The organism is Acidovorax sp. LjRoot194 (assembly GCF_964253015.1).
Classification (GTDB): domain Bacteria; phylum Pseudomonadota; class Gammaproteobacteria; order Burkholderiales; family Burkholderiaceae_C; genus Acidovorax.
In genome coordinates this window covers 4,054,470-4,077,213 of sequence record NZ_CAXUQB020000001.1, presented here as the reverse complement: position 1 = coordinate 4,077,213, position 22,744 = coordinate 4,054,470, and the positions used below count along the sequence as shown (strand labels likewise).

Annotated in this window: 25 protein-coding genes and 1 pseudogene; 7 read left to right on the top strand and 19 right to left on the bottom strand. The window is 64.5% G+C overall.

All coding sequences use genetic code 11. The annotated features are described in order from the left end of the window. Nucleotides 1–2 precede the first annotated feature (2 nt). The 15 genes from ACSQ3N_RS18485 to ACSQ3N_RS18415 all read right to left on the bottom strand — a co-directional run bounded on the left by ACSQ3N_RS18485 (nucleotide 3) and on the right by ACSQ3N_RS18415 (nucleotide 9,201). Nucleotides 3–488 carry a hypothetical protein gene (locus ACSQ3N_RS18485; RefSeq protein WP_436147058.1) on the bottom strand — a complete coding sequence of 162 codons (486 nt, stop codon included), beginning with the start codon at nucleotides 486–488 and terminating at the stop codon, nucleotides 3–5. Beyond that, entirely contained in the window at nucleotides 489–1,427 is a 939-nt protein-coding gene (locus tag ACSQ3N_RS18480) for a phage tail protein (RefSeq protein ID WP_436147057.1), read from the bottom strand. It lies immediately after the preceding gene. Beyond that, nucleotides 1,424–2,275 (bottom strand): baseplate J/gp47 family protein, encoded by an 852-nt coding sequence (locus tag ACSQ3N_RS18475; RefSeq protein WP_436147056.1) that lies wholly within the window; start codon nucleotides 2,273–2,275, stop codon nucleotides 1,424–1,426. Before ACSQ3N_RS18475 ends, ACSQ3N_RS18480 begins: the two co-directional genes overlap by 4 nt. After that, complete coding sequence (locus tag ACSQ3N_RS18470; protein ID WP_436147975.1) at nucleotides 2,272–2,643, bottom strand: GPW/gp25 family protein; 372 nt, start codon at nucleotides 2,641–2,643, stop codon at nucleotides 2,272–2,274. Before ACSQ3N_RS18470 ends, ACSQ3N_RS18475 begins: the two co-directional genes overlap by 4 nt. A 2-nt stretch (nucleotides 2,644–2,645) precedes the next feature. Next, entirely contained in the window at nucleotides 2,646–3,239 is a 594-nt protein-coding gene (locus ACSQ3N_RS18465) for a phage baseplate assembly protein V (RefSeq protein WP_436147055.1), read from the bottom strand. A gap of 81 nt (nucleotides 3,240–3,320) precedes the next feature. Continuing rightward, entirely contained in the window at nucleotides 3,321–3,794 is a 474-nt protein-coding gene (locus ACSQ3N_RS18460) for a phage virion morphogenesis protein (protein WP_436147054.1), read from the bottom strand. A 3-nt stretch (nucleotides 3,795–3,797) separates the two neighbouring features. Beyond that, entirely contained in the window at nucleotides 3,798–4,313 is a 516-nt protein-coding gene (locus ACSQ3N_RS18455; protein WP_436147053.1) for a phage tail protein, read from the bottom strand. Between the two features lie 8 nt (nucleotides 4,314–4,321). Then, a complete protein-coding gene (locus ACSQ3N_RS18450; RefSeq protein WP_436147052.1) occupies nucleotides 4,322–4,879 on the bottom strand; it encodes a DUF2514 family protein in 558 nt (185 codons plus the stop codon). Further along, on the bottom strand, nucleotides 4,876–5,442 hold the full coding sequence (locus ACSQ3N_RS18445) for a glycoside hydrolase family protein (protein WP_436147051.1): 567 nt from the start codon (nucleotides 5,440–5,442) through the stop codon (nucleotides 4,876–4,878). Before ACSQ3N_RS18445 ends, ACSQ3N_RS18450 begins: the two co-directional genes overlap by 4 nt. Further along, entirely contained in the window at nucleotides 5,442–5,648 is a 207-nt protein-coding gene (locus tag ACSQ3N_RS18440; RefSeq protein ID WP_436147050.1) for a hypothetical protein, read from the bottom strand. The genes ACSQ3N_RS18445 and ACSQ3N_RS18440 overlap by 1 nt, the downstream gene beginning before the upstream one ends. Nucleotides 5,649–5,651: 3 nt before the next feature. Beyond that, nucleotides 5,652–5,876: a tail protein X gene (locus ACSQ3N_RS18435; protein ID WP_436147049.1), complete on the bottom strand. Its 225-nt coding sequence runs from the start codon at nucleotides 5,874–5,876 to the stop codon at nucleotides 5,652–5,654. Next, on the bottom strand, nucleotides 5,873–6,355 hold the full coding sequence (locus ACSQ3N_RS18430) for a head completion/stabilization protein (RefSeq protein WP_436147048.1): 483 nt from the start codon (nucleotides 6,353–6,355) through the stop codon (nucleotides 5,873–5,875). The genes ACSQ3N_RS18435 and ACSQ3N_RS18430 overlap by 4 nt, the downstream gene beginning before the upstream one ends. A gap of 129 nt (nucleotides 6,356–6,484) precedes the next feature. Further along, complete coding sequence (gene gpM, locus ACSQ3N_RS18425; RefSeq protein WP_436147047.1) at nucleotides 6,485–7,195, bottom strand: phage terminase small subunit; 711 nt, start codon at nucleotides 7,193–7,195, stop codon at nucleotides 6,485–6,487. A gap of 100 nt (nucleotides 7,196–7,295) precedes the next feature. Then, nucleotides 7,296–8,309 carry a phage major capsid protein, P2 family gene (locus tag ACSQ3N_RS18420; RefSeq protein ID WP_436147046.1) on the bottom strand — a complete coding sequence of 338 codons (1,014 nt, stop codon included), beginning with the start codon at nucleotides 8,307–8,309 and terminating at the stop codon, nucleotides 7,296–7,298. A gap of 61 nt (nucleotides 8,310–8,370) precedes the next feature. Continuing rightward, on the bottom strand, nucleotides 8,371–9,201 hold the full coding sequence (locus ACSQ3N_RS18415; protein WP_436147045.1) for a GPO family capsid scaffolding protein: 831 nt from the start codon (nucleotides 9,199–9,201) through the stop codon (nucleotides 8,371–8,373). On the opposite strand from ACSQ3N_RS18415, the gene ACSQ3N_RS18410 reads away from it, so the two are divergent. Together ACSQ3N_RS18410 and ACSQ3N_RS18405 are read left to right on the top strand one after the other, a co-directional pair. Further along, nucleotides 9,200–11,338 carry a terminase large subunit domain-containing protein gene (locus ACSQ3N_RS18410; protein ID WP_436147974.1) on the top strand — a complete coding sequence of 713 codons (2,139 nt, stop codon included), beginning with the start codon at nucleotides 9,200–9,202 and terminating at the stop codon, nucleotides 11,336–11,338. The two genes, ACSQ3N_RS18415 and ACSQ3N_RS18410, sit on opposite strands and share 2 nt — an antisense overlap. Before the next feature lie 2 nt (nucleotides 11,339–11,340). After that, nucleotides 11,341–12,426 (top strand): phage portal protein, encoded by a 1,086-nt coding sequence (locus ACSQ3N_RS18405; RefSeq protein ID WP_436147044.1) that lies wholly within the window; start codon nucleotides 11,341–11,343, stop codon nucleotides 12,424–12,426. A gap of 334 nt (nucleotides 12,427–12,760) precedes the next feature. Here the strand turns inward: ACSQ3N_RS18405 and ACSQ3N_RS18400 are convergent, their stop codons facing one another. After that, complete coding sequence (locus ACSQ3N_RS18400; RefSeq protein WP_436147043.1) at nucleotides 12,761–13,375, bottom strand: IPTL-CTERM sorting domain-containing protein; 615 nt, start codon at nucleotides 13,373–13,375, stop codon at nucleotides 12,761–12,763. A gap of 436 nt (nucleotides 13,376–13,811) precedes the next feature. Here ACSQ3N_RS18400 and ACSQ3N_RS18395 point away from each other — a divergent pair. Continuing rightward, nucleotides 13,812–15,901, top strand: a pseudogene (locus ACSQ3N_RS18395) (PAS domain-containing protein). 323 nt (nucleotides 15,902–16,224) lie between these two features. After that, the gene (locus ACSQ3N_RS18390) at nucleotides 16,225–16,404 is read left to right on the top strand and encodes a CsbD family protein (protein WP_436147042.1); all 180 of its coding nucleotides are present in this window, start codon (nucleotides 16,225–16,227) and stop codon (nucleotides 16,402–16,404) included. A 243-nt stretch (nucleotides 16,405–16,647) separates the two neighbouring features. Here ACSQ3N_RS18390 and ACSQ3N_RS18385 read toward each other — a convergent pair whose 3' ends face one another. Genes ACSQ3N_RS18385 through ACSQ3N_RS18375 form a run of 3 tightly spaced genes read right to left on the bottom strand, consistent with a single transcriptional unit; the run spans nucleotide 16,648 to nucleotide 19,261 of the window. Further along, the gene (locus ACSQ3N_RS18385) at nucleotides 16,648–17,076 is read right to left on the bottom strand and encodes an RNA-binding S4 domain-containing protein (protein ID WP_436147041.1); all 429 of its coding nucleotides are present in this window, start codon (nucleotides 17,074–17,076) and stop codon (nucleotides 16,648–16,650) included. Continuing rightward, a complete protein-coding gene (locus ACSQ3N_RS18380) occupies nucleotides 17,073–18,566 on the bottom strand; it encodes a sensor histidine kinase (protein WP_436147040.1) in 1,494 nt (497 codons plus the stop codon). Before ACSQ3N_RS18380 ends, ACSQ3N_RS18385 begins: the two co-directional genes overlap by 4 nt. Next, the gene (locus ACSQ3N_RS18375) at nucleotides 18,563–19,261 is read right to left on the bottom strand and encodes a response regulator transcription factor (protein WP_056169927.1); all 699 of its coding nucleotides are present in this window, start codon (nucleotides 19,259–19,261) and stop codon (nucleotides 18,563–18,565) included. Before ACSQ3N_RS18375 ends, ACSQ3N_RS18380 begins: the two co-directional genes overlap by 4 nt. Before the next feature lie 292 nt (nucleotides 19,262–19,553). On the opposite strand from ACSQ3N_RS18375, the gene ACSQ3N_RS18370 reads away from it, so the two are divergent. The 3 genes from ACSQ3N_RS18370 (at nucleotide 19,554) to ACSQ3N_RS18360 (ending at nucleotide 22,659) form a co-directional block, all read left to right on the top strand. Then, complete coding sequence (locus ACSQ3N_RS18370) at nucleotides 19,554–20,513, top strand: Bug family tripartite tricarboxylate transporter substrate binding protein (RefSeq protein WP_056169924.1); 960 nt, start codon at nucleotides 19,554–19,556, stop codon at nucleotides 20,511–20,513. 109 nt (nucleotides 20,514–20,622) lie between these two features. Beyond that, nucleotides 20,623–21,141, top strand: a complete 519-nt coding sequence (locus ACSQ3N_RS18365) for a tripartite tricarboxylate transporter TctB family protein (RefSeq protein WP_056418780.1) — start codon at nucleotides 20,623–20,625, stop codon at nucleotides 21,139–21,141. Nucleotides 21,142–21,153: 12 nt separating this feature from the next. Further along, nucleotides 21,154–22,659: a tripartite tricarboxylate transporter permease gene (locus ACSQ3N_RS18360; RefSeq protein WP_436147039.1), complete on the top strand. Its 1,506-nt coding sequence runs from the start codon at nucleotides 21,154–21,156 to the stop codon at nucleotides 22,657–22,659. Nucleotides 22,660–22,744 lie beyond the last annotated feature (85 nt).

The following is a 22,744-nucleotide window of genomic DNA, read 5'->3' as shown; positions in this document are numbered from 1 at the left end:
GGTCAGAAGGGCAGGACGTATTCGAAGGTCTGGCGCACGGCGCCATTGCGTGTGAACGCGGGCACGCGCTCCAGGGTGTAGAGGCGGCCGGGCTGGGCGATCTGCGCGGGCGCGAAGTAGCGCTGGCCAGCGGGCAGGCCGGCCACGGGCGCGGCGCCGAAGGTGATGCCGATTTCTCGGATGGTTTCGCCGTCCGCGTCTTCAAAGTTGAAGACCACGCGCACGTACAGCCACCGGGTGGGGCCGGCCACCACCGCGTATTTGCTGCCGCTGGGCAGCTCGATTTCGCCGGCCGGGTTGGGCTCCACGTAGCCCACGAACGTGGCAAGGCGGCGGCCCACCTCGTCCACCAGGTTGGTGGCGTTGCTGGGCTCGGGCTGTGCCACGGCGTCCCAGGCGGGCAGGCCGCGGCCCCAGGCCAAATGCACGGGCTGTGCGGCCATGGCCATGGCCAGGGCAATGCGCCCATCGTCTTGCAGGGTTGCCATTTAGGTGCTCTCCGTTGATTTCGATTCGATGAAGACAGGACGCCAGCGCAGGGCGCCCCAGGTGCCCGCCCAGCCTTGCGGCTGCGGCAGGGCGGGGGGGAGTTCGGCCGCGGCGTCGGCGGTGCCGGCCAGCTCGGCAGGTGGAGCGCTCCACGGGGTTTCGTCCTGCGTGGCGGTGCCTGGCACGCCGCGCTCGCCCTGCACGCGCACGTAGCCGGGCACCTCGCCGCGCATCAGCTCGCCGATGCCGCCGAACTCATTGGCCAGCAGGCGCGAGTCCAGGCGCCAGCAGTCGAGCACGGCTTTGTCATTGCGGGTGAGCTTGGCAACGTAGGCGGCCAGGGCGCCGGCCTGCGGCTGGCCCGCGGTGCTGGTGGTGCTGCCGGTGTGCTTCGTGCCGAAGCTGGCCTTTACCGGTTCGCCGGTTTCCACGCTGACCCACACACCTGAGTCGTCATCAAGCATGCCGGTGTCCAGCGGCTGGCCGCGATCAAGCCGCAGGGTGCGCCTGTCATGGCCGTGGAACACCCGCCAGAACTGCACATGAGCTGGCACGGTGGCGCGCACAACATGAGCGACGCGGCTGATTTCTGCAGCGGTGGCCGGGCGGCCCAGGTTAATGTGCAGGCGTGCGCCGCTTTCTTCGACCACTGCACCAGGGAACCCCACCCAGCGCAGTGCCAGCGCAACGCCGGCAGCGGTGCCACGCATGAACAGCCAGGGCAGGCCCTCGGCGAGCAGCTCGGGCACGGTGCCGAAGTAAGGCGCGAACTCTGCCAGGCCGTATTCGGCCGCGTACCAGGGCACAAACGCTGCGGGCTCGCCTTCGCTGGGTGTCTTGAAGGCGTCCGCCAGTTCGCCCCAGGCGGGCAACGTTTGATCCCACACGCGTTCAAGCGGCGTGGTGGCTGGCGGCAGGATGTGCTGGCGCACCGTCATGCCACACCCCCATCCGTCAACAGCACCACGCCCAGCACCGGGTATTCGGTGGCGGCAATGGATGTAACTTCGGCGGGCGCTGCCGCCTCGGTGTAGCGCACGCTGCTGATGCCGGACACGTGCAGCCGCGTGGTTATCCAGCTGCGGGACACGGCGCGGCCCAGGCGCGCGAAGTCGGCCAGTGCCGGCGCCAGGGCTGCACGCACCTGCGCAACCAAGTCAACCGGGGCGCCGGCCTCGCGCGTCAGAGTGGCGGTGATGTTGATGGCTTTGGGTTGGGCCAGGGCCACCGACACGGGCACGCCCAGGGGGCGGGCATCTTCGGCATTGAGCGCCGCCAGCACGGTGGCGGCGGTGGCCTCGGGGTCTGCGCCGTCCACCAGCCAAAGCAGCACCGACACGCGGCCGGCCTGCGGCTGCGTGGCAATGGCATCGCGCACCAGTTGCGAGGATGTGAGCGCTGCCAGTTCGTAGTGCTCTCGCGTGCCGTTGCCGGCCAGGGCGCGTACGCGCAGCTGGATGCGGCGGCGGTAGCGGTCATCGCTTTCGTCGTCAAGGCGGGCCAGGCCGTAGAAGGCGCCTTTGTGGTCAAGGTCCGCACCGGTGGCGAAGGCCAGTAGGTGGGCCAGCGCGGCATCGTTGACGCGGGCGCGGTAGAGCAGTTCGCGGTAAGCGTGGGACTCCAACAGCTTCACCACCGGGTCTGATTCCAGCTGCAGGATTTCGTCAATGTTTGGCAGGTGCGGGCGCAGGCGCTCGGCAAAGTCTGCTTTGGCGGCGGCCAGGATGGCTTCGTATGAAAGCGGCTCGACTACGCGAGGCGCTGGCAACGTGGTGAGGTCGATCATGCTGCGGCCCCTGTGGTGTCGGTGGAGCCCAGCGGCACCGACAACGCGAGCGGCGCGGGCTCACGCCCGAAGGCGCCCACGTAGCTGCCGGTGATTTCGAGCGTGATGCGGCCCTGGCGGGCGGGGTCGCGTGTGATGGCCAGGCGGTCTACCTTCAGGCGAGGTTCCCATCGCATCAGGGCGGATGCCGCAGCGGCAAAGAAGCGCGTTTGTGTGGCCAGGTTGTCCGGCTTGTCGATAAGCGCGGGCACGAGGCTGCCGTATTCGCGGCGCATGACGCGGCTGCCGATGGGCGTGGCCAGAATGTCGCCAATGCTCTGGCGCAGGTGGGCCAGGGCGTCCAGGCGCTGGCCGGTGGTTCGGTTCATCATCAGTGCGGCCTTCCGGTGTCGTCGTCGCCTTGTTTCACGCCGCCATGCACGTGATTCACCACGCTGATGCCCTGGGCCACTATGTCCACGGTGCTGGTGATGCCGCCATCTGTGATGCTGAGCACAGCGCCGCCCACGCGCAGGGTGATGCCGCTGGGCGTCATGGCGATGCTGCAGGCGGTGCCCACTTCCAGCGTGATGCCTTCATCCATGTGGATGGTTTGGCGGCCGGCGCGGTACTCCGCCCAATCCTTTTCACTCCACTGAGTCCGGTCTACGCCTGCGCCGTCACTGGGTGCGTCCATGCTGTCGCTGTAGGCGCCCAGAAGGGCTACGCCTTGCGAGAGGTCGCCACCGGGCGACAGCACCATGCACTGCTCGCCCTTCACAGGCGGCCACCACTTGCTGCCCTGTTTGCCTGCGGCACGGCCCGCGATCCACGGCAGCCAGTCGGTGGTGTTGTCGCCCAGTTTTACGCGGCAGCGTGCGGGCTTGGTGTGGCGCACTTCCACCACGGTGCCCATGCGCGCGAGGTTTTCCACGCGGCGCGTGGACTCCTGCGGGCTGTCTTGCTGGGGGGCGTTTTGAGGCATGCAGTCATGGTGCTGCCGCGCGCGCGCGAATGCCAGCAGCTGCCGCTGTGGCTGCGCGATTCACATTTTCTGGGGTGCAGATCAGCCGCCGAAGTGCGCCAGCAGCGCATCGCGCAGGGTGTTCGCGTCGTCGTCGGTGATGCCCAGCATCTCCCGGGCTGGGTAGGTGTACTGCGGGCCGGCCCGGTTCACCGCGTCGGTTTCGCCGAAGTGGTGCACACGGGCGATGCGCTGGGCACGGCCCATGAACTCGACCACAGCGGCGCCACCCTGGGCGCGGGCCTTCAGGTTCTTCTGCTGTCGCAGCTTGGCAAACATGGGCTGCCGCTGTTTGGCCGCCTGACGTAGCTGCTCGCGCTTGCTGCGCAGCGCTGGGCCTGGCGGTTTGCGTGGCTCCCATGCCTGGCCCTCGGGGTCGGTCTGCGCGCGCATGCGCTGGCTGTTGGCTGCGCGCAGGCGCCGGGCCATGTCCACCATCAGGCGGCGCTGCTGGGTGGGCTGAAGCTTGGCCAGCATGTCGGCCGCCCAGGTTTCAAGCGCGGTGAAATCGGCCATGGCTCACAGCGCAAAACGGGCTTTGTCTGGCGGCGCGGGGATGTCCCATTCGGCCAGCTTTTTGTCCTGCAGCCACAGTTCCCAGTGCTCGGGCAGGCACTGGCCACCGGGGTGGCAAGGCTCCTTCGGGTGCGTGACGTTGTAGCGCGTGGGGTGCTGCGGGTCGGCCTTCACGATGGCCCGTTCTGTCAACGGGATGCGTATGCCAATGTCCACGGCGCTGGTGTTCAGGTGCTCCACGTTGAACTCCACGCCTTTGCGCTGGGTGGTGGGGTTGTCCAGCACATCCGACTGATTCACGCGCGCCCAGGCAATGATGGGCACGAACAGCGCATCGGTGTGGCCGGTGTAATCCAGCACGGTGATGGCTGCCGTGTATCGGTACTCAAATGACAGGCCGGCTGCGAGAGTGGACACGGCGGCGCCATCAGTGGCCATGACTATCAGCCGCTCGGGGTCTCGCTTCAGTTCGGGCACGGCCGATTCGATCAGGGCGCGCAGGCTCTGCAGTTTCCACATGGTTCCCCCTACGGCGATTCACGCCCTGCAGCTTCGATCATGGTGCGCGCGCTGTCGTAGGCGCGCTCGCAGGCGAGGCCGCGGGCGCGGGCGGTATCAGCGACGTGCGCCAGCTCTCCCGCTCTGTCGTCAGCGCGTCGCTGCAGGTCGGCGAGCAGATCGTTGGCGGCGGTGTCTGGCGCGCACTGGCCGACAGCGGCGCGAGCCTGGGCGGCGGCACGGTGCTGGGTGAGGTATCCGGCAAGGTCGCGCTGCACCCGGTTGCGAGTATCAATGGCGCGATCACGGCCAGCATCAGCCGCCGCAATGGCGGCCAGTGCATCGGTGTCGCTCTTGGCGATTTCTTCACGGTGGGTTCCTTCCAGCTTGCGGTAGCGTTCTGAGGTGGTGCGCGCGGCACGCTCGGCGGTGGCGCGCTCGGTCTGCAGGGTTGTTTCAGCGTGGGCGGTATCCAGCCGCGCATCTGCCAAGCGGATGGTTTGCATCAGCAACGCGGAGCCCAAGCCCAGGGCCAGGGCGATGGCGCTGTATTTCCAGGCGTTGGCGCGCAGTGTGGCAAGGATCATTGCAGCGCCATGCATCCCGCATGCCTCTTTTGTTGGCGGGTCCATACGCCCTTGCAGCCCTTCGGCCCCCAGTTCTCGGGCAGGCGGCAGTCCCGTCCGGCCTGAAACCGCCACTGCAGCAGGGCATGGCATGCGCCCACGTAGTCCCCCCGAAGCAGCCAGGTTCGCGGCGACTGCGGCTTGCGCCAGTTGCCGCTGCCGAACTGGCCGACCCAGTCTTGATACAGGTCGAACTCGCCGGGATACAGAAGCACGTCCGGCAGGCTGGCCTTGAACCGCAGTTCATCGGCGCTGTGTAGGTTGCGCGCCAGCTGCTCGGCCCGCTGGCGCGTAATGGGCGTATCGGAGAGGCGCACGCGCGTGCCGTCCTCATAGCGCGTGGAGCCGTGGCCGATGGTGGGCACGTCGCCAGCCGTGGGCACGTAGGGATGGTGCACCACTGTGCCATCGGCGCGCACGCTGGTGGGGCCGTCGCCTTCGCTGGCCTTCCATGTGGCGAAGCCAGCGGCGGAAAGGGTCAGGGCCGTTACGGCCACGCGCATCAGGTTCTGGCGCGTGTCCATCACTCGCCCTTCACTTCCTGGCCGTTGGCGGCCCGATACCAGCGCCACACCAGCCAGCCGATCTGCAGCAGCAGGTAAACGATGGTGAGTGCGGCCACGGTGTGATTGATGGTCCAGCCGTTGGCGGCTTGGTGCGCAACCACGGCCAGTGGTGGGGTGGCTTTGGCTCCCTCGGTCACCACGTCTTTGATGATTTCTTTCGACATTTCTCAGTCCCACAGGTAAACCATGGCCCGCTCGGGCTCTGGTGCTTTGACCAGGCGCACAGCCCGGCCTTCAGGTAGATCGGCGGCCAACTTGGCCAAGCCAGGATTGGCGGCCAGGGTGGCTTCGACGTGGCCCGCAGTGCTGCCCAGCTGGCGCCATGCGAGCCCGTCGAGGGTTTCGTGCTGGTAGGCGCGTACCGTCACGCTCTGCACGGTGGTGACACTCACAACAGTTCCGCAATCACACGGGACTTGCCTTGCATGTCGGCGATGGCCCAGCGCAGCTGCTGGTGGAACGCATCCACCCGCGTTTCCAGGCCGCCCATCACGCGGGCTTCCTTACCCGCGCCCTGGGGCAGCGTGTCCATGTCCCGGTAGGCTTCTGCGAGCGATGCACCCACGTGTGCATAAATGGCCTTGCGGTACTGGTGCACCTTGGCGCTTTCGCCGGCAAGGCTGGCCGCTGGAACGCTGGCCAGCGTGGCGTGGCCGGCCTGCTCCTGTGTGGCTCGCCACTGCTGCAATTCGCCGTTCACGGCCAGCATCGCGTCCACCACCGCGAGCTTGAGGCGGGCAGCAGTTACGGTGCCGTCCAGGCGTATGTCTGTGCGCAGGGCTTCGCAATCGACGGCCGGGAAAAAGCCGTCATTGGCCACCGCAGGCTCTATGCCGTGCGCTGGTGGATTGGCTGTAGCAAGGAACGACATGGGGCCTTTCGCGCGGTGGTTGGTGTGAGGTGTGGCGGTGGCCCAGGGCGTCGGAGTGGTGCACGGGTGTGCGCTCTCTGCCCTGGGGCCGCCACGGGTGCGGGGTACGCTCGGGTTACAGCGGCTGGGTTACTTCGCCTGGGGTTTAGCCAGGCGGCGCTCCAGCCGCTCAATGTCTTTTTTCACACCCGCCCGGGTGTCCAGCTCCATGGCGCGCTGCAGCAGCGGCAGCGCTTCTTTGCACGCCTTGAGGGTGCGTGTGGCCATGTCCACATCGTGGCTGCCGGTCTTGCCCAGCACAGCCCAGCCTGCGGCCTTGTACAGCTTGCTTTTGGCTTGGTCGGGTGTGTCGGCCTGATCGGTCAGTGCCATGGCCTTGGCCGCCACCTGCAGCGCGTCGGCACCGCTCAGCTTTCCGGCCAGGATGGCTTCGGCCACCTCGTCCTGCACGATGGTGGGAAGGTTGCGGTTGTACTGGTCTGGCGGCTTGATGCCGCTGGCCAGCGCGTACTCCGCAATCTCCAGCGCCCGGGAGTAGTTGCCGGCGTCGATGTGCCACACCATCACAGTGGCCAGCACATCGTCCTGCGTCCCGGGGCGGGCCTGCAGCACACCGTCCACGTACGCGTCGTACTCGGGCAGCATCGCGCCCTTTGCCTCAATCTTCTTTTCCACGCTGTGCATGTCCTTCAGGCGCAGGCGGTGCTGGTGCAGTTGCGCCAGCTGCAGTTCGTAGGCGGTGCCAACGGTCTGGCCGTGGGCGTTGTCGGCATCCTGCTGCGCGGCCTGCTGTGATGCAAGGCTGTGCATGCGGTGCCGCTGGGCTGGTGTCTGTCGCATAGCTGGTGTTCCCCGTGCTTCTTGTCGGTGCTGTAGCTGTCGGCTTGCAAATAGCGGCTCCCTTTTTTAAGAGCGGCTATTTGCGGCCGACTGCTGGGCGTCAGTCATGCAGCTCGATGTTTTCGATCAGGCAGGCTTTGCCCAGGTCTTCCACCACGAACGCGTCGTTACTGCTCTCGAAAGTCTCGATGCGGTCGCGCTTGGGGTTGTCGATCACCGCACGGCGGCGGCTGCCGTCTTGGTAGTAGATGGACAGGTTATTCAGGCTGGTGATGAGGATGGCATTGGCCTTCATGTAGGGCACGGTGATGCCCGGCAGGCCACCCAGCCGGCGCTGGCTTCGCACAATGTCCGCGGCCAGCATCTCGGTGGCCGCGGCCTGGCCATCCACCAGCGGGAACAGCTTGTCTTGCATGATGTCGCGGCCCACGATGGCCACGAGGTCGCCCGCCTCGGCATGCCAGCCGTCCAGCAGCGAATGCGTGGCGTCGAACACCAGACCATCCAGCGTCTTGTAGTCCTTGGTGCCGTCAGCATTCACGATCACTTTGCCTGCGGTGGCGCCCTGCGTCATCACGCGGGCGGCTGCGTTGTCGCGCAGGTACTGCAGCCAGCCCTTGTTCACGTCCTGCAGCAGCGGATTCGTTACGCGGTTGGTGTTGTTGGCCACGCTGGTGCCGTTGAAGCCAATCATGATGCGATCCAGCGCGCACTGCTGCTGGATGGCGCGCGAGAGGCGCAGCTGAAAGTCGGGGAACTTGGCCCACATGTCCAGCGTGGCATAGCGCACGTGCGTGTCGTAGTTGGTTTGCACGCACTGGTAGCCCTGGCCACCCAGCGATGCTGCATCACGCGTGACGCGATCCCCTGCGGTGGTGTCGGTGCGGCTGGCCACTGGGCCATCGGTGCCAATGCCAATTTTCTGGCCCTGCATTTCGTCCACGGGGTAGATGCCAATGGATTGCAAGAAAGCGCTGCTTTCCTGAATGCGGCTTTCCAGCTTCTGCTGCACGCTGGGCGTCACGCTGAACATTTGCGCGGCCGACTCCACGCCGTTGAGCGTGGCGAGCTGGGCGAGATAGGCGGAATACTGCTTGCGGGTTGGGTTCTTCATGGTCTGTCCCTTGGGTCGTTTCTGGTTTGCGGTGTTGTGCGTAGTGCGTTGTGGTGCGGGCTCAGCAGTCGGCCAGCACGGCGCCTTCGGTGCCGGTGGCTTCAGGGCGGCCGGTGGTGTTGCCGTCTTGCGCACTGAGCTTCACGGTTAGTTCGTTGAACCGTTTTTGGAGCGCAGAGAAGTCGCCCGCCAGCTGTTCGCGGGCGGCCTTTTCGGTGGCCAGTTCTTTGGCGTGGTGTTGAATGGCGGCATCAGCTGCGCCCAGCACTTCCAGCGTTTTGGTAGCAAATGCTTCGGAGGTTTCTGGCGTGGGCTTGGGCGCAGCGATGCCACTCAAGTTTTTCAGCAGGTCGCTGAATCGGGTGATGAGCGTGGACGCGATGCTTTCCGCATCGCCTTCCAGGCCCAGTTCGGTTTCCACAGCGGCGGAGAACAGTGCGCCTTCGCTGTGCTTCTTGCCCTTGTATGGGCTGGCGTCGGGGTTCTGCGCGGCGAATTTCAGTACCTCGGTTCCCAGGCTCGCCGGGGAGTCGGTGACAGCCAGGCCGGTCAGATAGGCTTCGCCCGACTTGGCAAAGTTGGGGTCCACCTCGATGCTGGTGTAAATCTTCTGCTTGGCCTTGTTCATGGCCACCAGCGCCGGCAGTGCTTCGATCTGTGCGAACAGCGCCAGCTTGCCGTCTTCCACCTGGCGGGACTCCACGGCCAGCACATCGCCCAGTGCTGCGAAGGAGCTTTCGGGCAGCATGCCGCGCATGTGTTCCAGCCACACACGGGCACCGTACTTTTCACGGTTGAAATTCTTGGCCATCTGCTCGATCCAGCTGCGCTGAATTTCGCGGCCGTCAGTGGTGGCGCCCTCGGTGGCTACGCGGAAAAACTTGGATGGCATGGTGCGGCTTTCGTGCGGTGAGTTGATCTACCGCCTATGTTCCGCATGCCTTGCCTTCGCTGCAATTTGCGCGCGCTGTGGCTGCGCGAATCACATTTTTCCGTTCGTGCTTTCCGCGCGCGCGCGGCAGACACTGGCAGCCATGACAAGCAAAGCCGCCACAAAAACGACTGCCACCGCGAAGGCAAAGCGCGTGCGGACGATCCGTAAAGGCGCAACGCCAGGATTGCCGGACTTCTCTGCGCACCTCAGTGCCAAGCCCACCGCAGACGCAAAACCAAAACGCGTAGTGAGCGCAGTTCGCAACACGGGCAGCGCCGCACAAAAGGCGATCACTACCCGGGCCAAAGCCATCTTCAAAGACGTTCAGCCCGTCGGCGATACCAGCCCGGTGGACGGCGGCGCGGGCGTGCGGCGTGAAGCGCGTGCGCTGTTCTGGATGGGTTGGAAGCTCTCGCACATCGCAGAGCATCTGGGCGTTCCCCGTGGCACTCTGCACGGTTGGTGCAAGGCGGAAAAGTGGCAAGACACGCCGGCCGCGCAGCGTGTGGAGTACGCGCTGGAAGCGCGGCTTTCAACGCTGATCGCCAAGGACGCGAAGACGGGCGGGGACTTCAAGGAAATTGACTTGTTGGGCCGCCAGTTGGAACGCCTGGCCCGCATCGGCAAGTACGAACGAACAGGGCGCGAGGCCGATCTGAACCCAGCCATTGAGGCGCGCAACGCTGGACCGAAGAAGGCGCGCGGCAAGAATTTCCTGTCTGAGGAACAGGTGGAGCAGCTGAAAAGCGCGTTCCTCGATTCGCTGTTCAAGTACCAGTTGGGCTGGTGGCAGAGCAGCCAACAGCGGACGCGAGCCATTCTCAAGTCGCGCCAGATCGGCGCCACTTGGTACTTTGCGCGTGAGGCGCTGATAGATGCGCTGGAGACCGGGCGCAATCAAATTTTCTTGTCGGCCAGCAAGGCCCAGGCCCACATCTTCAAACAGTACATCTGCGCGTTCGTGCATGAAGTCACGGGTGTGGAGTTGAAGGGCGACCCCATCGTGTTGGCCAACGGCGCCACGCTGTACTTTCTGGGCAGCAACGCGCGCACCGCCCAGGGCTACCACGGGAACTTCTACTTCGACGAGTTCTTTTGGACGCAGGATTTCGAACGCCTGAACAAGGTGGCCAGCGGCATGGCCATGCACAAGAAGTGGCGCAAAACCTACTTCAGCACGCCCAGCAGCATTCAGCACGCGGCCTATGCGTTCTGGTCGGCCCAGCGCCTCAAGAAGAAATCCAAGATTGACGTGGACCTGACCCACGCGCGTCTGGCCGGTGGCTTCACGGGCGAGGATCGCGTGTGGCGCAACATCGTCACGATCATGGATGCGCTGGCGGGCGGCTGTGACCTGTTCGACCTTGACGAACTGAAGCTGGAGTATTCCGATGCGGAGTTCGCCAACCTGCTGATGTGCGGGTTTGTCGATGACTCGTTCTCAGTGTTCCCTCTTTCCATGCTGCAGGTGTGCATGGTGGACAGCTGGGAACTGTGGGCCGACTTCAAACCGTTCAGCCAGCGGCCCTACGGCTGGTTGCCGGTATGGGTGGGGTATGACCCAAGCCACACAGGCGACAACGCCGGCTTGGTCGTGGTGGCGCAGCCCACCAAGCCAGGCGGCCCGCTGCGCGTGTTGCACACAGAGCAGTTCAAGGGTTTGGACTTTGAAGCCCAGGCCAAAGCCATCAAGAACATCACCGAACGCTACAACGTGGCCGGCATGACGGTGGACACCACGGGCATCGGCCAGGGCGTGTATCAGCTGGTGCAAAAGTTCTATCCCGCCGTGCGCGGCCTCAACTACAGCATGGAAAGCAAGACCATGTTGGTGCTCAAAGCGCAACAGGTCATCAACGCTGGCCGGCTGGAGTTTGATGCGGGCAACAAAGAACTGGCTGCCAGCTTCATGGCCATCAAACGCGAGATGACAGCGAGCGGTCGAAACGTTACCTACGCAGCCGGCCGCAGCGAACAAACGGGCCACTCTGATCTGGCCTGGGCAACGATGAACGCGATCAGCCATGAGCCCTTGGAAACGGGCACCGACCTGGCCACACCACAGGGCCAATCCTTCCTTGTAATTTCTGACTGACCGTGAAAAAAAGAACTCACCGCGCGCCGGCCCAGGCGCAACACTCCACCCCGTCGGTGGAAGCCACTGCACTGCCTGCCACGGCTCCCGCTCAGTCGTTCACCTTCGACCTTGGCGAGCCTGAGCCGGTGATTGGTGGGCGTTCTGCGCTGCTGGAGTATGCAGAGTGTCTGCCTTGTGGTGATTGGTACGAACCGCCCGTGAGCCTGGCCGCACTGGCTCGGCTGCTGCGCGTCGGTGCGCACCATGAATCCGCGCTGCGCTTCAAGATCAATGTTCTATCCAGCACCTTTATCCCTTCGCAGGCTCTAAGCGCTGAGGCCTTCGGCGGGTTCGCGCTGGATTACATGGTGCTGGGCAATGCCTACTTGGAGCGACGTCGCAACCGGCTGGGCGATTTGCTGGAACTGCGCCACGCCCTTGGCAAGTACGCACGGCGCGGCCTTGAGGCGGGCCGCTTCTTCTTCGTCACGGACCTGCAGAGCCCGCACGAATTTCCGCGCCACGATGTGTTCCAGCTGCGCGAGCAGGACATTCACCAGGAAATCTACGGCCTGCCGCCCTACCTGGGCGCCCTGCAGTCGGCGATGCTGAATGAATCGGCCACGCTGTTCCGCCGCCGCTACTACAACAACGGCAGCCACGCCGGCTTCATCCTCTACGTGACCGATGCCGCGCAGTCCCAGGGTGATGTGGACAAGATGCGCGAGCAGCTGACAAAGACCAAGGGCGGGGGCAACTTCAAAAACCTTTTCTACTACGCGCCCAACGGAAAGAAAGAAGGCATCCAGCTGATACCTATCAGCGAGGTGGCCGCCAAGGATGACTTTCTGAACATCAAGAATGCCAGCCGTGACGATGTGCTGGCCGCCCACCGCGTGCCGCCCCAGCTGATGGGCATGCTGCCCAACAACGTGGGCGGCTTCGGCGACGTGGAGAAAGCCGCGATGGTGTTTGCCCGCAATGAAATCGCACCGCTGCAAGCGCGCATGGCCCACGCCATCAACACCTGGGCCGGCCGCACGGTCTGCACGTTCAAGCCCTATGTCCTGCAAGACGCACCGGCCGCCGCCCCCGCCCTGGCCTAGAGCCCACCCAAGCCCAGCACAGCCCGCCAAGCGCGGGCTTTTTTTCGTCCACTCCGCGGCGCATCCGGCCCCGCTTCAGGCCCTCAGCGGCCCGCCTAGCGCGTCCCAGCCCCTTGCCGCGCCGCCCGCCCGGCCGGCCGGCGCCCCCGCCACCCCCCATCGAGGCCCCCGGCGCGCCGTCGAGACCCCGCCGCGCCCGGTCGCTTTGCGTGTCGATTTTGTCGAGAGTGCCGCTCGACACCTGCGCTAAGCCCGGGGCCACCCCACGGGCTGTTCGGGGATGGTTGTGAGTGTCGGGTTTTGACGAGTTTTGACCGAATGAGCTGTGTCTAATTCAATAGCGGCGGCGCCGCAGCCATGCGATGCCATACAGCCCAAGAATTGAAGACATGCTGATTAGCGCCCATTCGGACATGGTGGGGATGGCAGCCGAGCTGGCGGGAGCAGGGGGCGCGAGTGCTTCAAATATTTGAAATGGGATATCTTGGCTGGCCGACGGACCTGCGAAATCGTCTAACTTCGTACCGCCAGCGTATGGGTTCGTGTTGGTACCAGACAAGGCAAATCCGCTCAAAGCGAATGAATACTGTGAACCTGCAGTTACCGGAAAAGGCGTAGTGAGGACGATGGACGAAAAACCTGCTGCGTCACTTCCAGAGTCGGTTAGCGCAACAGCCTGGGTATAAGCGGGCGCGCCGACAGCACCCACAGTGCCGCTGCCGTTGGCTCCGTTGTAGACGTATAGAGTTCCGCCCCCTGTTGTCCGGCTGCGAACATCGATACGGTTGACTACACCCGTCAGAGTAGCTGTGAAGCTTTGCCCCGTGCCAGCCACCCCGAACGTTGCGTTGCCCACAGGCTGCGAGATGGTTTGAGCGTGAAGTGTGAACGTGCTTAAAAGCAACACGCCAGCCACCGCTCCGATTGATATCGCGCGCGAACCCTTCATTTTTTGCTCCTATTTTTATGCAGCGCCGAGTATATGAGGCACTGATTGGCGGATCGGCGGCCTGCAACTGCATCTTTGACGCCAAATGCGTGCTGGATCGCCACTTAAACCCCCCCCATTTTTTGGCCTACGGGATGGCCTACAAGATGGTGGCGATCCTTTCGGAAGCGCACCACAATTGCGCTCACCGATCCCTCCGTTTCCGCCAAGATAAGGCCTAAGTGATTGACTCACTTGGGCTTTTTTCTTTGGCGGAGTGCTTTCCCGCTCAGACACTCGCCCAAAAATGACCTGGTAGAGTTTGCAGGTGTGCCGCAATCGATGGCACAGCTATCTTCCTGGAGATGTTTTCATCCACTTTGGTGTCACGCGCAGGCTGATTGGCGTGGCCCTCGTGGTGGCAAGTGGGGCAGTACACCGCCGCCTAAAATCAGGTATGCGCCACGATGCTCCCATTCCCTTTCTGTCCGGTGGCGGTCGTGCCACGGAACTGATTCTCCGCCGTGATTGGTCAGGGCATCCTTTGGGGCAGCCGGAACAATGGCCCGAGGGACTCAAAGTAGCGCTCAGTATGGTGCTCAACTCGCCCGAGTCCATGATCCTGTGCTGGGGTCCCCAGCTGCACTTTTTCTTCAACGAGACCTACATTCCATTGCTCGGTCCCCGAGTGGACTGGGCAATGGGTGCCTTGTTCGATGAGGTCTGGTCGGATGCGCTCGAGCAGGCCCATCCGATCATTGCCGAGGCGATGGCCGGCAGGAGCCAGCGCTTCAATGATCTGCACTGGAAGCTGTCCACAGACCGCGGCATGGCGGACACCTGGTGGACGTTTTCGTACTCGCGCATTTTGGGCGCCGATGGTGAGGTGGCGGGACTTTTCATCTTCACCAACGAAACCACGGCCAAAGTCCTGGCGGACACGGCCCTGCGCGACAGCACCGAGCGTCAGCGCCAGACCCTGCAGCAGATGCCTGGCTTCGTCAGCATTCTGTCTGGGCCGGAGCACAGGTTTGAGTACGTCAACGATGCCTATGTCGAGATATCCGGAGCCCGCGATTTCCTCGGCCGTACGGTGCGCGAGGTGTTTCCGGAACTGCATAACCAAGGGTTCTACGAGTTGCTGGACAAGGTCTATGCCACGGGAGAATCCTATTCTGCCCAGGCCATGCCGATCCACCTCGACAATCGGGCCGCAGATGAAGCGGACCGCTACATCGACTTGCGGTATGAGCCTGTCCGTGACCCCCGTGGCGCAGTCACCGGCATCTTTGTCGGTGGCTACGACGTCACCGAACAGGTCAAGGCTCAGCGCGCCTTGGCCGAAGCCAACCAGAACCTGGCGCAGAGGGTGAACAGCACAGTGCGCGAGTTGATGGCCACCGAGGATGCTTTGCGCCAGGCCCAGAAGATGGAGGCAGTGGGGCAGCTGACGGGAGGTCTGGCCCACGATTTCAACAACCTGTTGACAGCCATCACGGGCTCCCTGGAGTTGATGCAGCGGCAGATTGCACAAGGCCGGACCACGGAAATCAATCGCTATGTGACGGTGGCCCAGGGGGCTGCGCGCCGCGCAGCCGCATTGACCCATCGATTGCTGGCATTTTCCCGACGCCAGACGTTGGATCCCAAGGCCGTGGATGTCAACCAACTGGTCGCTGGCATGGAGGAGCTGATCCGCCGCACGGTGGGACCCGCCATCCACATGGAGACGATTGGAGCGGCCAACCTTTGGGCCACCTTGGTTGATGCACCGCAGCTCGAGAGTGCGCTGCTCAACCTGTGCATCAATGCGCGCGACGCCATGCCGCATGGCGGCCGCATCACCATGGAAACCGCGAACGTCTGGATGGATGCGCAGGCGGCGCGAGCGCAAGGCCTGGCCGCTGGACAGTACGTGACGCTGAGCGTGACGGACACCGGCGCTGGCATGACGCCGGAAGTGCAGGCCAAGGCATTCGATCCCTTCTTCACCACCAAGCCCATGGGCCAGGGGACCGGCCTCGGTCTGTCCATGATCTACGGCTTTGCCCAGCAGTCGGGCGGTCAGGTATGCATCCATTCGGAGGTGGGCGTTGGCACCACGATGTGCATCTACCTGCCACGCCACACCGGTACGCAGACAATAGCCCGTCATCGGACAAGCAGTTCGTACCATTGAGCTCGCAGAACGGAACGGTGCTGGTCGTGGACGATGAATCCGAAGTGCGCATGCTGATGGGCGAGGTGCTTCAGCAACAGGGTTACACCGTGCTGGAAGCCGTCGATGGAAGTACGGGACTGCGGGTGCTGCAGTCCGATTCCGTCATCGATCTGCTGGTCACCGACGTGGGATTGCCCGGCGGCATGAACGGTCGTCAACTCGCCGATGCAGCCCGCACGGTGCGTCCACAGCTAAAAATCTTGTTCGTCACCGGCTATGCCGAGAACGCGCTCGTTGGAAGCGGGCACCTGGAGCCTGGCATGGCGGTAATGACAAAACCCTTTTCTATCGATGAATTCGGCATGCGTGTTCGCGAGATGATCTGAGAGTGGCCGTCGGAAGACTCCCATCGCGCCCCGCAGCCGCGAGTATTGGATTTCTCGGGGCCACTCAATCAGGCAATGTGGCGTGTGGCAGCGAATCTCCAAGCTGTTGTTGTGGATTGGCCGAAACAGCGAGCAGCGAGCGGATTACGGCGTACATGCTTCAAACACACGGATTTCAGCAAGGTCGGGGACTGTACCTGTCCTGTAGGCTCCAGCCGACGCCAGGCAACGGCTTTTACCCGCGCTCGGCCAACTCATCGGAGCCTAACCTATCGGTCATGCAAAGCCATATTGCTTGCATAAAACCTAACGGAGGAATCACCATGAATACCGATCAAGTCAAGGGCGCTCTGAAAGAAGTTGCTGGTAAGGTTCAAGAAAAGACCGGCGAAGTGATCAACAGCCCTGAGCAGCAAGCCAAGGGAGCCGCCAAGCAAGTCGAAGGCAACGTTCAAAAGAACTACGGCGACGCCAAGGAAACTATCAAGGACGCTGCAAAGTAACCTTGAGTTGACCTGCATACTTTCGGGGTTCAGCCCCGAAGGATGACCAAAAGCCCTGTATCAAACAATGTGCAGGGCTTTGTTGTTTGCGTTTGGGAATGCTCGATGTTCGAAGGCGTGTAGTCACCCCTGCGCCCATCAATACATTGTTGCGAGCCCAGATGCGCTCGAATGTCCGTCAATGGTCCCCATCACGCTGCGAAAAGCTTTGGAAAAAGAAGAGGCCGCGTTAGGCCTCAGCCATCACTCTTCGATCGAAGCGCTCCACCGATCACCCCAGCCCCGAGCCCCAACGCGAGCAATCTCGCGGCGGTCGCGTTTGGTGGGGCGGCCTTCTTGCAGGGTGGCAGATGGCTCCGGGGCCAGCCGGCGTTGCTCTGCCAATTGCTCGCGGGCGGCGGTGCTGTCCGGCGTTTCTTCGTAGAGCTGTTGGGCTACGGGGGCAGGGCCGCGGTAGCCGCTCAGGCCGCGCACCACGACGGTACGGGCCACGGGGCCCTGGCGCAGGGCCACGGTATCCCCGCAGCGCAGGTCGCGGGCCGGCTTGGCCGCCTGGCCGTTGACGGTGACGCGGCCTTTGGATATCTCTTCCGTGGCCAGGCCGCGGGTCTTGTAAAAACGGGCGCACCAGAGCCACTTGTCCAGGCGCATTGTCTCCAGCGTGGTAGTCATGCAGCAGATTGTGCCGCGAGTGCGGCGTCAGCATTGTCAGTCGAGGTTTGTGACAGGGGTAGGCGCACCACGGCGTCCAGGCCTGCTATGCGGCTGCCGGCCATGCGGTTGGTCAGCACGATGCTGCCACCGAGCGCGTGCACGATTTCGTGGCAGATCGCCAAGCCCAGGCCGCTGCCGGTGCGCACGTCGCCGGCAGAGAACGGCTGGAACAGGCGCGCTGCCAGCTCGTCGTCGATGCCGCTGCCGCGGTCGCTCACCGTGAGCGCCACATGGCGGCCATCGGTGCGCAAATCCACCGTCAGCTCGCTGCCCAGCGGCGCGTGGCGCACCGCGTTGTGCAGCAGGTTGCGGCTGAGCTCGCGCAGCATCCATTCGTGCGCCTGCACACGCGCCACTTCGGTGTGTATGCCGAAGTCCAGGTCGCGCTGGGCGATCAGCGGAGAAATTTCCAGCGCGACCGTGCGCAGTATCTCGTCCATGCGCGTGATGGGCGGCGCGCTTTGCTGGCGCAGTTGCTCCACCTTGGCCAGAGCCAGCATCTGGTTGGCCAGCTGCGTGGCGCGGTCTACGGTGTCGCTGATTTCTTGCAGCGCCTGGCGGGGCTCCACGTCGCCGCGCAGTGCCGATTGCACCTGCGTTTTCAGCACCGCCAGCGGCGTGCGCAGTTGGTGCGACGCATCGCGCACAAAGCGCTTTTGGTGCCGCAGCAGGTGGCGCAGGCGCTGCATGACTTGGTTGGTGGCGTCGATCAGCGGCTGCAGCTCACGCGGGGCGGACGGGGCGGCGATGGGGCTCAGGTCGCCCTCCCTGCGGGCCTGCAGCTGGTGGCTGAGCTGGCGCACGGGGTTGGTGGCGCGCTGCACCACCAGCGCCACGGTCAATGCGACGACGGCGATCAGCAGCGCCTGGCGCAGCAGGGTGTTGCGCAGGATCTGCAGCGCCAGGGTCTCGCGCACCTCCAGCGTTTCTGCCACCTGGATCACGGCCATGGCGCGCCCGCTGGAGCTGGCCACCGGCTGCAGCAGCACGGCCACGCGCACCGGCAGGCCGCGAAAGGTGTCGTCATAAAAATCGACCAGCGCGGCATAGGGCGGGCGGGTAGGGATGGTGCCGCGCCACAGCGGCAGCTCGTCGAACCCCGAGATCACCTCGCCTTTGAGGTTGGAGACGCGGTAGTACATGCGGCTCTGGTTGTCTGCCTCGAACGCTTCCAGCGCCGAGTAGGGCACGGTGGCACGCAGGTGGGCGTTGTCGTCGTAGCCCGTCACGTCCAGTTGCTCGCTGATGCTCTTGGCCGACGCCAGCAAGGTCCGGTCGTAGGCGGTGTGCAGCGAGGCCAGGGTCTGGTGGTACAGGCTGTAGGTGTTGTAGGTGATGAACACCGCCACCGGCACCAGAATGCCCAGCAGCAGGCGCCGGCGCAGCGAATGCGGTCGAGGCTCCCGGGGCGTGCGGGCCGTGGCGGTGGGTGCCTCGCGGTCCGTCATGCGTCCGTCCGCAGCAGGTAGCCCAGGCCGCGCAGCGTCATCAGCGTCAGGCCCGTGCCCACCAGCTTCTTGCGCAGCCGGTAGACCACCACTTCGATGGCCTCGTACTGCACGTCGAGCTGGCCGGGAAAGACCAGCTCATACAGCCGCTCTTTCGTCACCGCGTGGCCGGGCTGGGCCAGCAGAGCGTGCATCAGGGCCAGCTCGCGCGGGGTCAGCTCCATGACCTCGCCGTTCAGGTAAATGGCCCCGCTGTTCGTGTCGTAGCGGATGGCTCCGATCTGCAGGATGCTCGGGGGCAGGGCGGTGTTGGCCACCGGGTCCGCGCTGCGCCGTACCAGTGCCCGCAGCCGGGCCTCGAGTTCGTCCAGGTCAAAAGGCTTGGGCAGGTAGTCGTCCGCACCCGAGTTCAGCCCCATGATGCGGTCGCCCACGGTACCGCGGGCGGTGAGGATGATCACCGGCGTGCGCAGCCCGCGCGTGCGCGCCTGCTGCAGCACCTGCAGGCCGTCGAGCCCCGGCAGGGTCAGGTCCAGCACCACCGCGTCCGGCGGCTGCGCGGCCCACTGCGCTAGCGCAGCCCGCCCATCGCCCACGGGCGTCACCTCCATACCGCGCCGGGTCAGGGCCCGGTGCAGCGTGGCCTGCATGGTGGGGTCGTCTTCTACGAGCAGCAATTTCATGCGCGGGACCATATCACTGTGGTGGACTGGCTGGGGCATTCAGCCGGTGTTGGCAAAAAGGCGTCTTCGAGGCCTGTCACAGAGTCTATCTACCGATGGCCCGGCTGCGATACCGGCGCGCCCCAAGACCAGTGCACCCGTGGAACTGGCTTTGCCAGGCCACGGGGTGCGTCCCCCTTCAGGGGGAAGGCGCGCAGCGCCTCAGGGGGCTTCTCTCCACGGGGTTTTCCCTAGGCGTTTGGACAGCCGTTTGACAGGCAGGGCGCGCATCATCGAAAGGTTCGACAAACCATAAGGAGAGCTGATGCGTCGCGATACCTTCCTCAAGTCCCTGGCCGCCATGGCAGCCGTGGGTGCCTTGCCGCTGTCTGCCCATGCTGCGGCAGCCATCAAGATGATGATTCCTGCCAACCCTGGTGGTGGCTGGGACACCACGGGCCGTGCCCTGGGCAAGGCCATGCAGGATGCCGGCGTGGCCAGCTCGGTCACTTATGACAACAAGGGCGGCGCTGCCGGCGCCATCGGCCTGGCCCAGTTCGCCAACGCCAGCAAGGGCGACCCCAACGCGCTGATGACCATGGGCGCCGTGATGCTCGGCGGCATCATCACCGGCAAGCCACCGGTCGGCCTGGACAAGGTGACCCCCCTGGTGCGCCTGAGCAGCGAATACAACGTGTTCGTGCTGCCTGCCAACTCGCCCTTCAAGTCGATGAAGGACGTGGTCGACCAGCTCAAGAAGGACCCCGGCAGCGTGAAGTGGGGCGGCGGCTCCCGCGGATCCACCGAGCACATCGCAGCGGCCATGATCGCCCGGGAAGTGGGCGTGGACCCTGCCAAGATCAACTACGTGGCCTTCCGTGGGGGCGGTGAAGCCACTGCGGCCATCCTGGGCGGCAACGTCACCGTGGGCGGCAGCGGCTACAGCGAGTTCGCCGAATACATCACCGCCGGCAAGATGCGCGCCGTGGGCGTGACCTCTGCCACGCGCCTGAAGGGCGTGAACGTGCCCACGCTCAAGGAGCAGGGCATCAATGTGGAGATCGGCAACTGGCGCGGCGTGTACGGCGCAGCCGGCATCACCGCCGAGCAGCGCAAGGAACTGGTCGACGCGCTGTCCAAGACCTACAAGCACAAGTCCTGGCAGGACGCCATGGAAAAGAACGGCTGGACGCCGGCTTGGCTGGCGGGCGATGATTTCGCCAACTTCGTGGATGCCGAGTTCGCCAGCCTGCGCGCCACGATGGCCAAGTCCGGAATGATCTGACCGGCTGCACGCCCGGGGGCGGCGCGCGCACTGCGCCGCGCCGCCGCTCCGGGCAGCGCGCCATTCAGGGCTCCATGCAGCCCTGTCGTTGTTTTCGCGGAATAAAAACATGACACAACAACATTCCTCTCGCTCCACGGGCTTGCAGACGGTGGTCGGCGCCGGCGTTCTGGTGCTGGGCTGCCTGCTGGCCTGGGGCGCCACCTCCATCAGCTCCGAGGCGGGCTATGGCGGCGTGGGCCCCAATTTCTTTCCCTGGGTGGTGGCCATCGTGCTCGTGTTCTGCGGGGCACTGTCCATCCTGCATGCCCGCACGGGCGGCTTTCGTGAGCTGGAAGAAGCGTCTGGCGACGAGCAGGCCCACTGGAAGGGCTTCGTCTGGGTGTCCGCAGGCCTCTTGCTCAATGCGCTGCTGATCACCACCATCGGCTTCATCCTGAGCTGTGCGCTGTGCTTCGTGCTCGCGGTGCGGGGCTTCAAGAGCTCCGAGGGCAGGCTCGATCTGGGCGCCAAGGCCTGGATCAAGGACCTCTTCATCGGTGTGGCCGTGGCCGCGCCGGTGTTCTGGATGTTTACCCAATTGCTGGCGATCAATCTGCCCGGCCTCACGAACACGGGATGGCTGTAAAGCCCGCACACCATGGATACCTGGAACCTTCTGCTGCAGGGCTTCATCACTGCAGCCACCCCCATCAACCTGATGTGGGCCTTCGTGGGCTGTGTCATCGGTACCGCCGTGGGCGTGCTGCCCGGCATCGGCCCCGCAGTGGCCGTGGCCATGCTGCTGCCCATCACCGTCAAGGTGGAAGCCACCGCATCGATGATCTTCTTCGCGGGCATCTACTACGGCGCCATGTACGGTGGCTCGACCACCTCCATCCTGCTCAACACGCCCGGTGAGGCCGGGTCCATGGTGACGGCCATGGAAGGCAACAAGATGGCCAAGAACGGCCGCGCCGGTGCGGCGCTGGCCACGGCGGCCATCGGCTCGTTCGTGGCGGGCACCATCGCCACCGTGCTTGTGACCTTCTTCGCCCCCGTGGTGGCCGAATACGCCGTGCGCCTGGGCCCGCCCGAGTACTTCATGCTCATGGTGCTGGCCTTCACCACCGTGAGCGCGGTGCTGGGCAAGAGCACGCTGCGCGGCATGGTGGCGCTGTTCGTCGGCCTGGCCCTGGGCCTGATCGGTATCGACCAGCTGACCGCACAAGCCCGCTACACCGCTGGCGTGCCCGAGCTGATGGACGGCATCGAGGTGGTGCTGATTGCGGTGGGCCTGTTTGCTGTGGGCGAAGCCCTGTACAACGTGATGTACGAAGGCAAGACCGAAGAGACGCAGAACAAGCTGACCAGCACGCACATGACCAAGCAGGAATGGCGCCGCTCCTGGCCCGCCTGGCTGCGCGCCACGGCCATCGGCTTCCCGTTCGGCACGGTGCCGGCTGGCGGCAGTGAGATCCCGACCTTCCTGAGTTACGCGGCCGAGAAGAAGCTGAGCAAGCACAAGGAAGAGTTCGGCACCACCGGCGCCATCGAAGGCGTGGCCGGCCCCGAAGCCGCCAACAATGCAGCCATCACGGCCACGCTGATCCCGCTGCTCACGCTGGGCATCCCCACGTCGAACACCACGGCGATTTTGCTGGGCGCGTTCCAGAACTACGGCATCCAGCCCGGCCCGCAGCTGTTTACCAGCAACGGCGCATTGGTGTGGGCGCTGATCGCGTCGATGTACATCGGCAACGTCATGCTGCTGATCCTGAACCTGCCGCTGGTGGGCCTGTGGGTCAAGTTGCTCAAGATTCCCAAGTCGTACCTGTACGCGGGCATCCTGGTATTTGCGACCCTGGGTGTGTACGGCATGCGCCAGAGCGCATTCGACCTGGTGCTGCTGTATGCCATCGGCCTCTTGGGCGTAGTGATGCGCCGCTTCGACTTCCCCGCAGCGCCTGTGGTGGTGGGCATGATCCTCGGCCCGCTGGCAGAAGCGCAGATGCGCAATGCGGTCGCCATCGGCGAAGGCAAGTGGACGATCTTCTTCGAGCGTCCAGGTTCGCTGACGCTGATGATCATTGTCGTGGCCGTGCTGATCCTGCCCCGCTTGGCACGCCGCTGGGCTGCTCGCAAGCTGGCACTGGCGCAGGGTTAGACCCAGACCCGACCGGCTGTCTGCACCAACAAAAAAACCGCGCCTCCCAGCGCGGTTTTTTTATGGGTCAGCAGCAAAGTCATCG

What these genes read in the sequence shown, in the direction of transcription:
- ACSQ3N_RS18440 (WP_436147050.1), bottom strand. Translation starts at nt 5,648, where the DNA reads ATGTCGAAAGAAATCATCAAAGACGTGGTGACCGAGGGAGCCAAAGCC.
- ACSQ3N_RS18480 (WP_436147057.1), bottom strand. Translation starts at nt 1,427, where the DNA reads ATGACGGTGCGCCAGCACATCCTGCCGCCAGCCACCACGCCGCTTGAA.
- ACSQ3N_RS18400 (WP_436147043.1), bottom strand. Translation starts at nt 13,375, where the DNA reads ATGAAGGGTTCGCGCGCGATATCAATCGGAGCGGTGGCTGGCGTGTTG.
- ACSQ3N_RS18460 (WP_436147054.1), bottom strand. Translation starts at nt 3,794, where the DNA reads ATGGCCGATTTCACCGCGCTTGAAACCTGGGCGGCCGACATGCTGGCC.
- ACSQ3N_RS18415 (WP_436147045.1), bottom strand. Translation starts at nt 9,201, where the DNA reads ATGCCATCCAAGTTTTTCCGCGTAGCCACCGAGGGCGCCACCACTGAC.
- ACSQ3N_RS18450 (WP_436147052.1), bottom strand. Translation starts at nt 4,879, where the DNA reads ATGATCCTTGCCACACTGCGCGCCAACGCCTGGAAATACAGCGCCATC.
- ACSQ3N_RS18430 (WP_436147048.1), bottom strand. Translation starts at nt 6,355, where the DNA reads ATGTCGTTCCTTGCTACAGCCAATCCACCAGCGCACGGCATAGAGCCT.
- ACSQ3N_RS18420 (WP_436147046.1), bottom strand. Translation starts at nt 8,309, where the DNA reads ATGAAGAACCCAACCCGCAAGCAGTATTCCGCCTATCTCGCCCAGCTC.
- ACSQ3N_RS18475 (WP_436147056.1), bottom strand. Translation starts at nt 2,275, where the DNA reads ATGATCGACCTCACCACGTTGCCAGCGCCTCGCGTAGTCGAGCCGCTT.
- ACSQ3N_RS18390 (WP_436147042.1), top strand. Translation starts at nt 16,225, where the DNA reads ATGAATACCGATCAAGTCAAGGGCGCTCTGAAAGAAGTTGCTGGTAAG.
- ACSQ3N_RS18470 (WP_436147975.1), bottom strand. Translation starts at nt 2,643, where the DNA reads ATGAACCGAACCACCGGCCAGCGCCTGGACGCCCTGGCCCACCTGCGC.
- ACSQ3N_RS18410 (WP_436147974.1), top strand. Translation starts at nt 9,200, where the DNA reads ATGGTGCGGCTTTCGTGCGGTGAGTTGATCTACCGCCTATGTTCCGCA.
- ACSQ3N_RS18465 (WP_436147055.1), bottom strand. Translation starts at nt 3,239, where the DNA reads ATGCCTCAAAACGCCCCCCAGCAAGACAGCCCGCAGGAGTCCACGCGC.
- ACSQ3N_RS18360 (WP_436147039.1), top strand. Translation starts at nt 21,154, where the DNA reads ATGGATACCTGGAACCTTCTGCTGCAGGGCTTCATCACTGCAGCCACC.
- ACSQ3N_RS18370 (WP_056169924.1), top strand. Translation starts at nt 19,554, where the DNA reads ATGCGTCGCGATACCTTCCTCAAGTCCCTGGCCGCCATGGCAGCCGTG.
- ACSQ3N_RS18365 (WP_056418780.1), top strand. Translation starts at nt 20,623, where the DNA reads ATGACACAACAACATTCCTCTCGCTCCACGGGCTTGCAGACGGTGGTC.
- ACSQ3N_RS18485 (WP_436147058.1), bottom strand. Translation starts at nt 488, where the DNA reads ATGGCAACCCTGCAAGACGATGGGCGCATTGCCCTGGCCATGGCCATG.
- ACSQ3N_RS18385 (WP_436147041.1), bottom strand. Translation starts at nt 17,076, where the DNA reads ATGACTACCACGCTGGAGACAATGCGCCTGGACAAGTGGCTCTGGTGC.
- gpM (WP_436147047.1), bottom strand. Translation starts at nt 7,195, where the DNA reads ATGCGACAGACACCAGCCCAGCGGCACCGCATGCACAGCCTTGCATCA.
- ACSQ3N_RS18375 (WP_056169927.1), bottom strand. Translation starts at nt 19,261, where the DNA reads ATGGTCCCGCGCATGAAATTGCTGCTCGTAGAAGACGACCCCACCATG.
- ACSQ3N_RS18455 (WP_436147053.1), bottom strand. Translation starts at nt 4,313, where the DNA reads ATGTGGAAACTGCAGAGCCTGCGCGCCCTGATCGAATCGGCCGTGCCC.
- ACSQ3N_RS18380 (WP_436147040.1), bottom strand. Translation starts at nt 18,566, where the DNA reads ATGACGGACCGCGAGGCACCCACCGCCACGGCCCGCACGCCCCGGGAG.
- ACSQ3N_RS18445 (WP_436147051.1), bottom strand. Translation starts at nt 5,442, where the DNA reads ATGGACACGCGCCAGAACCTGATGCGCGTGGCCGTAACGGCCCTGACC.